The 14,465-nt window shown below is 62.2% G+C and carries 12 protein-coding genes; 7 read left to right on the top strand and 5 right to left on the bottom strand.

Annotation, left to right across the window (positions count from 1 at the left end; genetic code table 11):
- Positions 1–34: 34 nt before the first annotated feature.
- Entirely contained in the window at positions 35–721 is a 687-nt protein-coding gene (locus I6F17_RS24540) for a hypothetical protein (protein WP_225124896.1), read from the bottom strand.
- 284 nt (positions 722–1,005) lie between these two features.
- Positions 1,006–1,983, bottom strand: coding sequence for an AraC family transcriptional regulator (locus tag I6F17_RS24535; protein ID WP_225124894.1), 978 nt, complete (start codon positions 1,981–1,983; stop codon positions 1,006–1,008).
- Positions 1,984–2,367: 384 nt separating this feature from the next.
- Between I6F17_RS24535 and I6F17_RS24530 the strand changes: the two genes are divergently transcribed.
- The 4 genes from I6F17_RS24530 (at position 2,368) to I6F17_RS24515 (ending at position 7,916) form a co-directional block, all read left to right on the top strand.
- Entirely contained in the window at positions 2,368–5,670 is a 3,303-nt protein-coding gene (locus I6F17_RS24530) for an outer membrane beta-barrel protein (RefSeq protein ID WP_225124892.1), read from the top strand.
- A gap of 124 nt (positions 5,671–5,794) precedes the next feature.
- Positions 5,795–6,625 (top strand): outer membrane beta-barrel protein, encoded by an 831-nt coding sequence (locus I6F17_RS24525; protein ID WP_225124890.1) that lies wholly within the window; start codon positions 5,795–5,797, stop codon positions 6,623–6,625.
- Between the two features lie 224 nt (positions 6,626–6,849).
- Positions 6,850–7,572, top strand: coding sequence for a hypothetical protein (locus tag I6F17_RS24520; protein ID WP_036035138.1), 723 nt, complete (start codon positions 6,850–6,852; stop codon positions 7,570–7,572).
- Between the two features lie 116 nt (positions 7,573–7,688).
- A complete protein-coding gene (locus I6F17_RS24515; protein WP_225124888.1) occupies positions 7,689–7,916 on the top strand; it encodes a hypothetical protein in 228 nt (75 codons plus the stop codon).
- Positions 7,917–7,927: 11 nt separating this feature from the next.
- Here the strand turns inward: I6F17_RS24515 and I6F17_RS24510 are convergent, their stop codons facing one another.
- On the bottom strand, positions 7,928–8,227 hold the full coding sequence (locus tag I6F17_RS24510; RefSeq protein WP_225124885.1) for a hypothetical protein: 300 nt from the start codon (positions 8,225–8,227) through the stop codon (positions 7,928–7,930).
- A 102-nt stretch (positions 8,228–8,329) separates the two neighbouring features.
- Between I6F17_RS24510 and I6F17_RS24505 the strand changes: the two genes are divergently transcribed.
- The 3 genes from I6F17_RS24505 to I6F17_RS24495 all read left to right on the top strand — a co-directional run bounded on the left by I6F17_RS24505 (position 8,330) and on the right by I6F17_RS24495 (position 10,902).
- Entirely contained in the window at positions 8,330–9,274 is a 945-nt protein-coding gene (locus tag I6F17_RS24505) for an alpha/beta fold hydrolase (RefSeq protein ID WP_225124883.1), read from the top strand.
- 527 nt (positions 9,275–9,801) lie between these two features.
- Positions 9,802–10,134, top strand: a complete 333-nt coding sequence (locus I6F17_RS24500) for a hypothetical protein (protein ID WP_225124881.1) — start codon at positions 9,802–9,804, stop codon at positions 10,132–10,134.
- A gap of 204 nt (positions 10,135–10,338) precedes the next feature.
- Positions 10,339–10,902 (top strand): group 1 truncated hemoglobin, encoded by a 564-nt coding sequence (locus I6F17_RS24495; protein ID WP_225124878.1) that lies wholly within the window; start codon positions 10,339–10,341, stop codon positions 10,900–10,902.
- 435 nt (positions 10,903–11,337) lie between these two features.
- Here I6F17_RS24495 and frc read toward each other — a convergent pair whose 3' ends face one another.
- Entirely contained in the window at positions 11,338–12,615 is a 1,278-nt protein-coding gene (frc, locus tag I6F17_RS24490) for a formyl-CoA transferase (RefSeq protein ID WP_036035132.1), read from the bottom strand.
- Positions 12,616–12,677: 62 nt separating this feature from the next.
- Positions 12,678–14,411 (bottom strand): oxalyl-CoA decarboxylase, encoded by a 1,734-nt coding sequence (oxc, locus tag I6F17_RS24485; protein WP_225124876.1) that lies wholly within the window; start codon positions 14,409–14,411, stop codon positions 12,678–12,680.
- Positions 14,412–14,465 lie beyond the last annotated feature (54 nt).

Raw genomic sequence — 14,465 nt, 5'->3', positions numbered from 1 at the left:
GCGGAGCAGCGGCGCGCTCTTTGATCGGCTCGGCCTAGGCCCCAACGTCATTCGGTGTCATTGTGAACGCCAACCTGTAACGACCGAGCGTCGGACCATCCTGAGCGCCCGCTCTTTGAAGCGATGGCGGCGAGAGCTGTCCGGCGATGACAGCGTCAACCGCATCGATATCGTAACCTGACACCAGAATGATCCAATCGGCGGCACCGTCATTGCCGCGGATTTGCTGTTCAGTGGTGGGCGAACTCGTCTTGGGCGTATCGGTCAGGAGGAGGTGGGCGCCCGTCAGCCCCGGCTTGGAGGCGAGAGCGCCAAGCGTATCGAGAAGGCGCGCCTGCAGCTCGGCGGCCCGTCCGTTGAGCGGCGACAGCCTGATGGTGGCGAGCGCGCCTGCGATGCCGCCGCCAAAGCTCGCGGCGATCCGGCACTGACTGCGCACCATGCCGAGATGATGCGGCATCATCTTTGTCGACCACGGTGTCGGTGTATTCAGCCGGTCGAGATATCCCTTCGACGTGAGAACGCCGTAGTGCTCGAGCTCGTAGAGCACGAAGAAACCCTCGGCGTCAGTCGTGCTGGTCCAGCGTGACCCGCGCCGAAAACCGGGAATGCTCAGCCGCTCGGGAAAGTGCTCGTGCGAATGCCAGTCGCCGAACTCGCTGCGCTGCTCCGGGCGGACGCTCCACCACATCGCGACGGCGGCCTTGCCGAGCAGTGACATGCTGACCTCCCTGCCTTGCGCGGGGCTACCGCATTTGAAAGCTTCTCCTTGCTGCCATCCTTCGAGACGCCCGCTTTAGGCGGGCTCTCAGGATGAGGGCGGAGTGCGCGCAGGCCGCCACTAGTCATATGCGATAGCCCTGACTTTCTTGCGGACATTTTGCCTCAACACCAACAGGGGCGGCAAGGTGTCTCCGCCTGGCAAGCCGCAGCCACGACGCGATCGGAGGCTATCATGGTGCGTGGTGGACGCGAGCCCAGCGGAGCGCCGGACTGCGCGTCCGATCACATCGGCTCGCCGACATCGCGCCGATAATGCCTCGGCGAAGTTCCGAAGCGGCGGCGGAAACAGCGGTTGAAGTAGGACACCTCGTTGAATCCGCAGGCATAGGCGATATCGCTGATCTTCGATCGGTTGTAGCGGGAATCGAGCAGCATCTTCCGTGCCTTCTGCAACCGCAGCTCGGTGACACGTTCGGTAAAGCTCGATCCGGTCTCCTGCAGCAGTTCCTGGACGTAACGCGGCGAAAGCCCTAACTTGCGTGCAAGTTCGCTCGGCGAAAACGACGGATCAGCGAAACGCCCCCTGATATCTGCGATCACGTCCTGCAGCCGCGCGGCACGCAACCCGCGCCGCGTCGCAAGCTCGGCTGAATCGCCGCGGGCGCCGAGGGCCAGCGCGACCAGATCGATGAGATGCGTGCCGATGTTCTCCTTCAGCACGAGGTCGGCATCGATGTCGGAGTCGATGACGATGGCGAGATAGCGCTCCAGGTGACGCAAGGCCGGCGATGCAGCCAACGGCTTCACGGCAAGGTCCTCGAAATTCGGCAGCCGCTCGGCCAGCAGCGCGCGCGGCACCGTGATGCCGCGAAAGGCGATCGGCCCATCAAGTTGCGACGCGATCGGCGCGGCGTTGGTATAGAGCATCGCCTCCCCCGCGCCGCGAATGGCTTCGCGGCCTTCCTGCCTGATCAGCGTACTCACACCGTTGAACGTGGTGCCGATGATGTAGTCGCCGCGGGTATCGGCTTCGACGTGACGCTGGGTACGAACTGCCGTCTGAATATTAGCCTCAAGCTGGGTGACTGCGATATCGCCGAGTTTCAGGAATTCGGACCGCGAGTAAAACGGCGCATCGGGAAAGAACGAAATGTCCGCCGCGCACAAATGGTCGGTGAACAGGTCGAGCCACAGCCGCTGGCGCGCACCTTCGTCAAGATGCGCGGGAAGCTGATCCGAAGCGAATACGACCTTGGACATCGTTGCACGGCAAAGTTCAGGTGTAACTTGATACCGCCGCAGAGTTTATCGCGGCGCAAGCGCTACGTGTGCGGTAAAGCGCCGCATTCTCTGCGAGAACCAATTGGCTGCGCGCGCCAGTCTAAGTCGAGCGCGTCGCTGTCAAACTTCGTCATGCTTTGAACGGGCGAATGTATCCACCGAGCAACATGGATTCCGAAAAGGGCAGACGATGCGGAATCGTTCAACTCGGGTGCAGGCCAGGACAAGAAGCCGATGGCCATGACGTGTCAGTAACTTAGCCATCAAACGACGGCGGCAAGGGCGTGGTGCGCTACGCCTTTTGACGGGGCGCGTTCCTGTGGTTTTGGAGCGCCTGCTTTGGAATTGGAATTGGGGGGTGGAGTGAAAAAGCTGACATCACTGACGGGCGCTTCATTGGCTGGCGCCTCGATCATGGTTTCTGCAGGAGCTCTGGCCGCCGACCTCTCTGTGAAGGCGCCACCCCGACCCGCTTGGGTGGATAGCTGGGCGGGGCCTTATATCGGCGCCTATTTCGGCGCGGGTGCCGGACGTGTGACGGAATCCTCGACGGGCCGTTTCGGTAACAGTTCTGTCTCGACAAACGCCGGTGTTGTGACGTCGAGCTCGACCTTGGTCGGAACGACCGCGAGCAATCTTGCGGGCGATGTGACCGGTTCGATGGTCGATCTGTTCGCGGGGTATAATTGGCAGGCCGGGAGTATCGTGGCGGGCGGGCAGGTCGAAGGCACGGTCTTTTCCGATGTCGCGTTGAAGCCGTTCGGCAACGAGACGCTCAACAGCGTCAGCACCAACGTGCTGCTCGGGGCGGTGACCTCGACGGGTGCCCGCACGGCGATCGTGCAGAGCAACCAGCAGCTGCGCTCGCGGGTCGGGCTGATCGGCCGGGTCGGTTTTCTCGCGCGTCCGGATCTGCTGCTGTATGGCCTCGGCGGCCTCGAGCTCGGTCACTTTACCTTTGCCGACGGCGCCGATCCTTTCGGCGGTGACAACAACAAATGGGTGGCCGGCTACACGGTCGGCGCCGGCGGCGAGCTGAAGCTGACCGGCAATTGGTCGCTGCGCGGCGAGTATCGGTATCTGAACTTTGGCTTCAACCGGAGCGCAGCCGCCAGCTCAACGGCCAACTCGGCGACGGGCGCAACCACGTCCGTCTCGACTAGCAGTCAATCCTTTTCGTCACGCATAAATGCTGATTTCCACCTGGCCAAGATCGGTCTGGTCTACCAATTCGGTGATTCCGGGCCGCTGTCCGCAATGGCGGCGATACCTTCGGCAGCACGCGGGTCTTCATTCGCAAGCGCCTGGGGTGACAGCTGGGCCGGCCCCTATATCGGTGCTTACGTCGGCGCCGGCGCCGGGCGGGCAAGGCAGACCTCCACGAGAATCGACGACGAAGGCGGTGTCAGCGTCCCCGGCGGGTCGTCGGCATTCACGCAATCAGGATTCGGCAATCTCGCCGGCAATATGACCGGTTCGATGGTCGATCTGTTCGCGGGCTACAATTGGCGAACCGGCAATGTCGTGGTCGGCGGGCAGATCGAAGGCACCCTGTTCAGCGACGTCACCACAAGGATGGTCGGCAACGAGGCATACAGCTCGGTGTCGAGCGACAACGGCGTCGTCACCTCGACAGAATCGGGGACGAACAGCATCGAGGACCGGCAGCAATTGCGCTCGAACGTCGGCGTGATCGGCCGGGCCGGTTATCTGGTGACACCGAATGTGCTGCTGTACGGCCTCGGAGGACTGGCGCTGGGGCACCTGACCTATCCCGACAATTATCCCGACCCGGAAGCGCAGGTCAGCGACAAGAACGGCAAATGGGTGGCCGGTTATGTCGCGGGCGCGGGCGGCGAGGTCAAGCTGACGGACAGCTGGTCGCTGCGCGGCGAATACCGCTACATGCATTTCGGATATGACCGTAACGAGCCGTCAGGCAACTCGTCGACGTCCGTATCGGGCGGCGGCACCAACACGTCCACCAACAGCACCGTCCACCGGCGGCATATCGATGCCGATTTCCACGTCGGCAAGGTTGGACTGGTTTACCAATTCGGCGCGTCAGGCGCGCGGTCGGCGATGGCGGCACCGCCGGGCCCGGCCTGGAGCGACGGCTGGGCGGGACCCTATATCGGTGCCTATTTTGGTGCCGGTGCCGGACGTGCGGCGGAAACCATCGCAACGAACAACAGCAGGACCAGCACGATCACCAGCGTCGGGACCACGACCTCCACCAGCACTGAATCGGCGCGCGGCCGTCCCGTCGGGGACGTGACGGGCTCGATGGTCGATCTTTTCGCGGGCTACAATTGGCGCGCCGGCAATGTCGTGGCCGGCGGGCAGATCGAAGGCTCGGTGTTCTCCGACGTTACGTTCAACACCATCGGTCCTCAGACATTCACCTCAGTCGACACCTCGAACGGAGCTGTCACCTCGCGGTTCTCGGGCTCGCAAACCGCCGCGAGCCAGGCTCCGCAGCAGCTGCGTTCGAATGTCGGCGTGATCGGCCGGGCCGGTTATCTGGTGACACCGAACGTGCTGCTCTACGGCCTCGGGGGTCTGGCGCTGGGGCATTTCACTAACGCAGACGGGGACTTCAGCCGCGGCGATTCCAGCGGCAAGTGGGTGGCCGGCTACACATTGGGCGCCGGCGGCGAAGTGAAGCTGACAGGCAATTGGTCGCTGCGTGGCGAGTATCGCTATGCGCATTACGGCTTCGACCGCAACGAAACCAGCAAATTCGCATCGAACTCGCAATCGACCGGATCCTCCAGGACCTCTGTGTCCACCGACAGCACCCATCGTCAGATCAATGCCGATTTCCACACCGGGAAGATCGGCATGGTCTACCGGTTCGGTGAAGGCGGACCGCGTTCGGCCATGGCCGCGATGCCTGGCGCGCCCAGCGACCACTGGGCGGGCCCCTATCTCGGCGCCTATTTCGCTGCCGGCGCAGGCCGCGCCCGACAGAACCTCGCCTCGACGGCCGACTCCGCCCAGCAGAATTTCAATGGCGCTGTGCTAACGACGAATGGCGTCGTCAGCACGACGACCCGCGGCAATGCCGTCGGCGACACGATGGGCTCGATGGTCGACCTGTTCGCAGGCTACAATTGGCGAGCCGGCAATGTCGTGGCCGGCGGTCAGATCGAAGGCACGCTGTTCTCCGATGTCGCGTTCAAGACGGTCGGCGAGCAAACGAGGAATACCCGGCAAGTTTCCAACGGTGTCGTGACGACAGGTGTCAATCAGGTGGCGATGCAGGCCAGCGAGCAATTGCGCTCGAACGTCGGCGTGATCGGCCGGGCCGGCTATCTCATGACCCCGAACTTGATGCTTTACGGTCTCGGCGGCCTGGCGCTGGGCCATTTCACTTTTCCCGATCCCGGCAATTTCGAAGGGCCCAACGGCAAGTGGGTGGCGGGTTATACGGCCGGCGCGGGCGGCGAGTTCAAGCTGACGCAGCGATGGTCATTGCGCGGCGAATATCGCTACATGCACTTCGACATCGACCGCAACGAGACACGGACCAGCTCGAGCACGCAGACCCTGGGCACCACGACCATTTTCAGGTCGAACGCAGACACCACGTCGCGAAAGACCAGTGCGGATATTCACATTGCGAAGATCGGTGCCGTCTATGGCTTCTGCTATTGCGACTAGGTGCACGGTGGCAAACGCGCATGCAGATGGTGGTTGCGATCACCTCTGTGAAATAGGCAGGCGAAAAGCCGCTACTGAATCGTTCCATGGGTGCGCCGCCTCTCGGCGCAATTTGAGGGAAGTCATGAAATCGATTGTCTCTGGTACTCTCCTGCTCTCGGCTCTCTGTCTCTCCCACGCCGCCTTCGCGGCCGATCTCGGCAGGGCCTACACCAAGGCGCCGCCCGCGCCGGTCGCATTCAGCTGGACCGGTTTTTACGCCGGCGTGCATGGCGGTTATGGCTGGAGCGATCCGACCGCGACCTTCGATCCGGGCGCGCTCGCAACCGGGACGGTCCCCGGCTATGTCGTCACGGGTGGCACCGGGCCGTTCACCCTGGATGTGAGCCCCAAGGGCGGGTTTGGCGGCGGCCAGATCGGCTATAACTGGCAGTCCGGCACGTTCGTGTACGGCCTGGAAGCGGATGTCAGCGGCGCTGCCATTAAGGAGACGGCGAGCCGCCCCTTCAGCGTCACCGGAACGATCGGCGGCGACAATGGCGCCTTCACCGGCGTATTCAATCTCAAGCAGGAAATCGACGTCTTCGGCACGGTCCGCGGACGTCTCGGATACGCGGCGAACAATGTGCTGATCTACGGTACCGGTGGCTTCGCCTGGGGCCACGTCAAGAACAGCATCTTCACCTCCAACCTCGCCACGCCGAATATCGCCAATTTCAACGGCTTCTTCCCGGCCCTGACGCGAAGCGCTTCCTCGTCGGAGGTCCAGGTGGGTTTCTCCGCGGGTGGCGGTCTTGAATGGGCATTCGATCCGCGCTGGACGTTCAAGGCCGAGTACATCTACATCAATCTCGGAAAGTCGAACGGCAATGCTCTTGCATTCCCCGGCGCGTCCTTCACGGACACCGAGGTTCAGCTTCATACGGCCAAGGGCGGCATCAATTATCGGTTTTGACTGAATGGATTTTGTGGTGCTTAGTGGTGGTAACGCAGGCGCGGCCAGTAGCGAACCACGGGCAGGGCAGAGCAAGTCTGCTCTGCCCCGAACTCAGACGTCAACTTGTTCGGCTATCGCGAGGGCGTCATCGACCCCGATGTCGAAATAATCGAACGGTACTCTCGGTCTTCCGAGACTAGCCGCTGAGCAAAAGAGGAGTCCGAGTCAATCGGTGGTGCCGGATGAACGAGTTATCAAGCGCTTTCGACGGCCTCTTCAAGAGCGAATTTTCGATCAACCAAGCGGTTGGACGGAGCGTCACGTATGTGCGCCGGGGCAAGTTGCTGGGCGGCAATTCAGGGTTTGCTCATATTGGGAATTACCAGGTCGAGGGGGACTCAATCCGTGTCGAAGTGACCAGCCGACGACACAATTTTGGCGCCGATCATCGGTCTTTGCTCGGTTCAGACGTCTCGTCAATTTCCGTCGTCGGAAGGGCGGTTGGTAAGGCCTTTCACTTCGAGGGCAGCTCCCCGCAGGTGCCCGGTGCCGTCTTTCGATCCATCATGACCCCGCTGGATGAAAGCGACCTTCCGGCGCCCGGGATGATTGGTGAAGGTGGCATTTCCAACGGATTGTACTCCATCCATCTCAAAATCTTGGACGGCGTCCCCGGCGGCCTGACTGGAGTGATGCTATTGAACAACGGCCGTATCCTGGGTGGCGATGCCTTCTTCTACTATCTGGGGTCATATTCCTCCTCCAGCGGTCGATGGAGAGGGCAGATGGTCAATCAAGAGCATACGCCGGCGCGAGGGGAAGACCCGGTATTCGGCGGACACGAGATTGGAATTGGTTTTTCCGGGACGTGCGATGCCGAGGGCGGTTTCCTCGAGGGCACGGCGCTTGCGGGCAAGCGCAGCATCAGGTTCGAAGCTGATCTGAAATTGATCTGCGCTGCTTAAGGGGCGCGAAAGCTGATGGGCGCAGCTGCCGGGCGACGCTAGAAGATCGGTTTCGCTCGGAGTTGGTCCGTCGGCGTCAATATGCTTAGCACTGAGCGCTGCAAGGGAGGCGAGAAGTGCTCTCAGAGGAAAAGACGAGTACTACGCTGTTGAAGGTGATGTTAGGGCTCATCGCAGTCTGGGGTGTCGGCTGGATTGAGAAGAAGCTGTTCGGCCACTGGACCAACCTGGGCATCTTTATCGGGTGGATTGTCGGAGTGATGATCGCCTATGGCATAGATCATTTCCGAAATTCGAAACGGGACGTCACCGAGGGGGAGCGCCGCGGAGCCGGAGAGCAGTGAACGGGAATGCATCAGCTCCCCTGAGAGGAGTGACGGCGAGTGACAGTCGCGTATTGGCCCGTCGCTGACGTCCTTGCGCCTCGCGAGCCTGCGATGCCGCCGCCAAAGCTCGCGGCGATCCGGCACTGGCCGCGCACCATGCAGAGATGATGCGGCATCATCTTCGTCGACCACGGTGTCGGCGCAGTGAGCCGGTCGAGATAGCCCTTCGACGTGAGGACGTCGTAATGCTCGAGCTCGTAGACGAAGAAGCCCTCGGCATCCGTCGTGCTGGTCCAGCGTGACCCGCGCTGGAAGCCGGGAATGCTCATCCGCTGGGGAAAGTGCTCGTGCGAATGCAGTCGCCGAACTCGGTGAGCTGTTCGGGACGAACGCTCCACCACATCGCGATGGCGGCCTTGCCGAGCAGTGACATGTTGACCTCCCTGTTTGGTTTCCGACAGATTGCTTCGGGATGCGCGCCTGATCAATCGAAGCCACAATTTCGCTATCGTTCCCCGCTCAACTGCAGCGCGAAATCGGGGGCAACGTTGCGCAGCACGCTTTGGGCTTTGGCCGTCATCCTCTGCTGTCCTGGCTCGCCTGTGCAGGCTGCAGGCATTCAGCTTCTCCAGTCCGACCCGGCGCTGTCGGGTGCAGTCTGGTATCCGTGCGCGAGCGAGCCGACCCATGTGGCGCTGGGCAGTTTGTCGGTCGGCGCTGATTTCGGCTTGAGGGGCGCGAAGGATTGTCCCGTCACGGGCGCGAAGATGCCCCTGGTGATCTTCTCGCACGGCCGAGGCGGGTTTTTCGGCCAACATCATGATACGGCGGAGGCGCTGGCCGATGCCGGCTTCATCGTCGCCGCCATCAATCATCCCGGCGATACGGTCAACGACTCCTCGAGGCGCGATACTCTGTCGATTTGGGCATCGCGCCCGGCGGACATTGTACGCCTGCTCGATTTTGTGCTGAACGACTGGAAGGACCGGGCGGCAATCGATCCTGCCAATGTCGGCTACTTCGGCTTCTCGCTCGGAGGGTCGACTGGCCTCGTGCTGATGGGGATCACGCCGGATTTTGCCAGGGTCGCCAGTCTCTGCAAGGAGACGACCGGCGTGTGCGCACAGCTTCAAGGCGGCGAGACGCCGCCTGAGCCGATACGGGATGCGCGTATCCGTGCTGCCGTCATCGTTGATCCTGCGCCGATAACGCTGACGCGGGAGAACCTCGCCCTCGTCAAAGTGCCTTTCCAGTTCTGGCGATCGCAGTTCGGCGGACCCGGCGTCGGCGATGGCTCCGGCAACGCCCGCGTCGCGGAAGGCTTGCCGGGCAAGCGTGACATCCACGTCGTAAGATCACGTTCAAAAATGAGGTAGAGCGGCTCAGCATTCTTTTTCAAAGCGACGCGGCTGGCGAGCCGGTACGATTGAGCGTCCAGAAGGCGCTTAGGGCGTTCGCCGATCAGATTTCGCCGGAAAGCAGCCGAACTGAAACGATCCTTGGTGAGACATGCTTGGTCTCGGAGAAGCGCTTCCGCGAAGGACATTCGAGTCGATGCAACACCGCGGACGGTGTAATGCTAAGGGACACGACGAGCGACCATGGTGCGAGCTACGATCTGATTGCAATTAAGCTGGACCGCGCCCCAGTTGACCTCGCCTCCGTGCTGCCGCCGGCCCGTTTATTTGTGCGTGCCACCTGGGGAATACCTGATTAGGTTCGGCTGTACTTCTTCCGCTTCTGGCCCTTGGCAGACCTATCGCGGCTTCGTGTTCGACAGGAGCTTTTGACCCGAAGCCGACGTTAACCGTGAGGTGCGGACGGGCATACGTCGTGGGCGTGCTTGCGGCTATGATAGATTACGACGTTGCCGTTCGCATTTTTGTCGCTGGACACACCTCAAATGGAAAACGCGACACTCGTCCCTGCAAACTTTCGCATCAGTCAGCAAGCGCAAACGATGCTGAATGAACTGACCGATATGGCGTCAAGGGAGACGGGCCGCCCTATGGTGCCTGCTTTCTTCTGGAACGAGGAATATGACGAGATAAGGAAGGAGATGGTTGTGCGCGGCATCGCCTTGGGGTGCTACTACCGCGACGAGGTACCTACGAGGCTACTACAAGTCATTGACGGAATAACGCTGGTTTTTGCCGTTTCGCCGAAGCAGGCGTTGCATTTCGATGGCAGAGAGATCGACTATCGCGACGGTCGTCGCTTTTTTTTCACTGATTGATCGGCGGATGGCCACTGTTGGCCCATCGCTGACGTCCCGAGCGGCCACACACGCCAATGTGCGGTGAATCGTTCTTAGCGTGTAACCCCGACGTTTCCATCTTAATCCATCGACCTAAAATTTAATGCCCGGACAAAGTGACGAATTCTGACCGGCGGCATGCTCCCAACGGATTATCCTGTTGCCTCACCAGAGGAGGTGACCATGGTACAATTTATTCCGACTTCCATCACACGACGAAGCATGGTCGCAGGAATGGCGCTGACCGCCGCCCCGACGACTGTATTGCAGGGAGCGAGTAAGGCATACGCGCAGGCCCAGCAAACCTCGCCTGAGAAAAGTCTGTATGAGCGGCTGGGCGGCGTTTTTGCTATTGCGGCCGTGGTGGATCACTTCAGCGACGCTGTCGTGAAGAATCCCGTCGTGGGTCAGAAGTCCAAGAATCCGCAACTACGAGAATGGCACACCAAGAACCTGACAAGGTTGCCGGGCCTCAAGTTCATGCGGACGCTGTGGGTCTGCGACGTTTCGGGCGGGCCCCTTAAGTTCGCCGCCACCAAGCCTGGCGCGACGCCGCTCGGACTTGAGGAAGCGCACCGCAATCTCAGAATATCTCCGGCAGAGTTCGATGAGGTCGCGGCGGAACTCGGGCGGAGCCTCGACTTTGCCAAGGTCCCTAAGCGCGAGAAAGCCGAGGTGCTGGCTGCGTTTGCCGCGCACAAAGACGAGGTTACCGCCGGGTCTGCGACGGTCGGCAAGCGCGGCTGAAGGGTGATCTTCCCGGTCTTCGCTAGCACCGACTGGCTCCGGCTGGGCGGGGACGTTGGATTGCGCCGCCAATCTGTCCGGTTGTGGCCCATGCTGACGTCCCTCGCGCTGACGTCCGATAAGCGCCCTTGACTCCAGATCTCTGCAGCCCCTTCCGCGAACAGCGTGTGGTCGGGGATGCGCTCAGATGTGCAGCAGCCAGCGCCTGATGTGCGCTCCCGGCATGACATCCACAATGGCATAATACCCCTGTTTTGCCCGACGGGTCAGAAGTTTTTCGTCGAATCAGAAATATCGTTGCGGGCCAATGGGATGGCTACTGTGCATGGGGTTGTTTTTTCGATTTTTTGGCTCGAGCCCTGCGACGGCGCGTCTTCACAAGCAAAAAGGGCCGCACCTTCGGGCGGCCCTTTCGTCTCGTCAATGCGAGCCCGCTTACTCCGCGGCCTGCTTCTGCGGCGGGTCGAGCGCGCCGGACTTGTGGATCTCGGCGACCTGGTGATCGCTGAAGCCGAGCACCGAGCGCAGGACCTCGTCGGTGTGCTCGCCGAGCAGCGGCGAACGGGTCACTTCGGCCGGAGAATCCGACAGCTTGATCGGGTTGCCGACCGAGACGTACTTGCCGCGGGTGGGGTGGTCGACCTCGACCACGGTGCCGGTCGCGCGCAGCGACTGGTCTTCCGCGATCTCCTTCATCGACAGGATCGGGCCGCACGGGATGTCGTCCTTGTTGAGGATCTCCATCGCCTCGAACTTTGTCTTCGTCATCGTCCACTGCTCGATGCGGGCGAAGATCTCGTTGAGGCGCGGCAGGCGCGCCGCCGGCTTGGCGTAGTTCGGATCGGTCTTCCAGGTGGGCTCGCCGATCACGTCGCAGATCTTCTCCCAGACCGGGGCCTGGGTGATGAAGTAGATGTAGGCGTTGGGATCCGTCTCCCAGCCCTTGCACTTCAGGATGCGGCCGGGCTGGCCGCCGCCGGAATCGTTGCCGGCGCGCGGCACGGCATCGCCGAATGGCACGCCTTCGCCGAACTGGCTGTACTCTTTGAGCGGGCCATGGGCGAGGCGCTGCTGGTCGCGCAGCTTCACGCGGCAGAGGTTGAGCACGCCGTCCTGCATCGCGGCGGTGACGCGCTGGCCCTTGCCGGTGTGGGTGCGTTGGAAGAGCGCGGTGACGATGCCGAGCGCGAGGTGCAGGCCGGTGCCGCTATCGCCGATCTGCGCGCCGGTGACGAGCGGCACGCCGTCGCGGAAGCCGGTGGTGGAGGCGGCGCCGCCGGTGCACTGCGCGACGTTCTCATAGACCTTGCAATCTTCGTAGGGCCCGGGGCCAAAGCCCTTGATCGAGGCGACGATCATCTTCGGGTTGATGGCCTGGATCTTCTCCCAGGGAAAGCCCATGCGGTCGAGCACGCCGGGGCCGAAATTCTCGACCAGCACGTCGCACTTCTTGATCAACTCGGTCAGGACTTCCTTGCCCTTGGGGTTTTTGGTGTCGAGCGTGATCGAGCGCTTGTTGTGGTTGAGCATGGTGAAATACAGGCTGTCCACGTTCGGGATGTCCTGCAGCTGGCCGCGGGTGATGTCACCCACGCCCGGGCGTTCCACCTTGATCACGTCGGCGCCGAACCATGCCAGCAGCTGCGTGCAGGTCGGTCCTGATTGAACGTGGGTGAAGTCGAGAATGCGAACGCCCTCGAGCGCTTTGGTCATCGTATTGCTCCGTACTCTGTCTGCCCCTGCACCCAGCAGGGAATAAGGGTTGAGGGGTGGACTTACTTCTTCTTCTGCAGAACGCTCTGTGGATTGAGGTTGCCGATGCGGCCGCTCTCCGAGCCCGCGGCCGGATCGATTACCGCGTTGATGAGCGTCGGCTTGCCGGACTTCATGGCGTCGTTGACGGCGCGCTTGAGCTCGTCGGGCGAGGTCGCGTTCACGCCGACGCCGCCAAAGGCTTCCATCATCTTGTCGTAGCGCGCGCCCTTGACGAACACGGTGGTCGCCGGATCGGAGTTCGCGCCGTTGACGTCGGTGCCGCGATAGATGCCGTCATTGTTGAAGATGACGACGCAGATCGGAAGGTTGTAGCGGCAGATGGTCTCGACCTCCATGCCGGAGAAGCCGAACGCCGAGTCGCCTTCCACCGCCAGCACGGGGTGGCCGGTCTCGAGCGTAGCCGCGATCGCCTGGCCCATGCCGATGCCCATCACGCCCCAGGTGCCGACGTCGAGACGCTTGCGGGGCTTGTACATGTCGATGACGCCGCGGGCGAGGTCGAGCGTGTTGGCGCCTTCGTTGACGAGGATCGCCTCGGGATAGTCCTTGATGACGTTCTTCAGGACGCCGAGCGCGCCGTGATAATCCATCGGCGATTTGTTGTTCATGAGCTTCGGCGCCATCTTGGCGACGTTCTCTTCGCGCTTGGACGAAACGGCGTTGGTCCATTCGGCCGGCGGGGCGGTCCAGCCTGAGCCCATCGCCTGGTTGAAGGCGGAGACCACCGAGCCGATGTCGCCGACGACGGGCGCGACGATCTCGACGTTGGAATCCATCTCCTTCGGCTCGATGTCGACCTGGATGAACTTCTTCGGCGCCTCGCCCCAGCTCTTGCCCTTGCCGTGCGACAGCAGCCAGTTCAGCCGCGCGCCGATCAGCATGACGACGTCGGACTCCTTCAGCACCGTCGAGCGGGCGGCGCCGGCGCACTGCGGATGGGTGTCGGGGAGCAGGCCCTTGGCCATGCTCATGGGCAGGAACGGAACGCCGCTCTTCTCGACGAAGCTCTTGATCTCCTCGTCGGCCTGCGCGTAGGCCGCGCCCTTGCCGAGGATGATGAGGGGGCGCTTGGCGCTCTTGAGCACGTCGAGCGCGCGCTTCACGGATGCGGGCGAGGGGATCTGCGCGGGCGCCGCGTCGATCACCTTGACCAGCGACTTCTGGCCGGCCTCGGCGTTCATGACTTGGCCGAACAGTTTTGCCGGCAGGTCGAGATAGACGCCGCCCGGACGGCCTGAGACCGCAGCGCGGATGGCGCGGGCGAAGCCGATGCCGATGTCCTGGGCGTGCAGCACGCGATAGGCCGCCTTGCACAGCGGCTTTGCGATCGCGAGCTGGTCCATCTCCTCATAGTCGCCCTGCTGGAGGTCGACGATCTCGCGCTCGGAAGAGCCGGAGACCAGGATCATCGGATAGCAATTGGTGGTGGCGTGGGCGAGGGCGGTGAGACCGTTGAGGAAGCCGGGCGCCGACACCGTGAGGCAGACGCCGGGCTTCTTGGTGAGGTAGCCGGCGATGCCGGCGGCGTAGCCGGCGTTCTGCTCGTGACGGAACGAGATCACGCGGATACCCGCGGCCTGCGCCATGCGGCCCAAATCCGTGATCGGGATGCCCGGCACATTATAGATGGTGTTGATGCCGTTCAGCTTGAGCGCGTCGATGACGAGATGGAAGCCATCCGTCAGTTCCTGCTCGGTGCCCGGTGCTTCGGACTTGGTCGCGGTATTCAGCATGGGCCTTGTCTCCCTGGTCTCAAGGTCGTTGGGGCGAATTGTTCGCCCTTCTGG

Source organism: Bradyrhizobium sp. NBAIM18 (assembly GCF_020193825.1).
In the GTDB taxonomy this organism is placed as follows: Bacteria; Pseudomonadota; Alphaproteobacteria; order Rhizobiales; family Xanthobacteraceae; genus Bradyrhizobium; species Bradyrhizobium yuanmingense.
This window is presented reverse-complemented; position numbering and strand designations above follow the sequence as displayed.

Coding starts and splice junctions, on each gene's coding strand:
- I6F17_RS24510 (WP_225124885.1), bottom strand. CDS start 8,227: ATGAGCATTCCCGGCTTCCAGCGCGGGTCACGCTGGACCAGCACGACG.
- oxc (WP_225124876.1), bottom strand. CDS start 14,411: ATGCTGAATACCGCGACCAAGTCCGAAGCACCGGGCACCGAGCAGGAA.
- I6F17_RS24495 (WP_225124878.1), top strand. CDS start 10,339: ATGGTACAATTTATTCCGACTTCCATCACACGACGAAGCATGGTCGCA.
- I6F17_RS24535 (WP_225124894.1), bottom strand. CDS start 1,983: ATGTCCAAGGTCGTATTCGCTTCGGATCAGCTTCCCGCGCATCTTGAC.
- I6F17_RS24540 (WP_225124896.1), bottom strand. CDS start 721: ATGTCACTGCTCGGCAAGGCCGCCGTCGCGATGTGGTGGAGCGTCCGC.
- I6F17_RS24525 (WP_225124890.1), top strand. CDS start 5,795: ATGAAATCGATTGTCTCTGGTACTCTCCTGCTCTCGGCTCTCTGTCTC.
- I6F17_RS24520 (WP_036035138.1), top strand. CDS start 6,850: ATGAACGAGTTATCAAGCGCTTTCGACGGCCTCTTCAAGAGCGAATTT.
- I6F17_RS24505 (WP_225124883.1), top strand. CDS start 8,330: ATGTTGACCTCCCTGTTTGGTTTCCGACAGATTGCTTCGGGATGCGCG.
- I6F17_RS24500 (WP_225124881.1), top strand. CDS start 9,802: ATGGAAAACGCGACACTCGTCCCTGCAAACTTTCGCATCAGTCAGCAA.
- frc (WP_036035132.1), bottom strand. CDS start 12,615: ATGACCAAAGCGCTCGAGGGCGTTCGCATTCTCGACTTCACCCACGTT.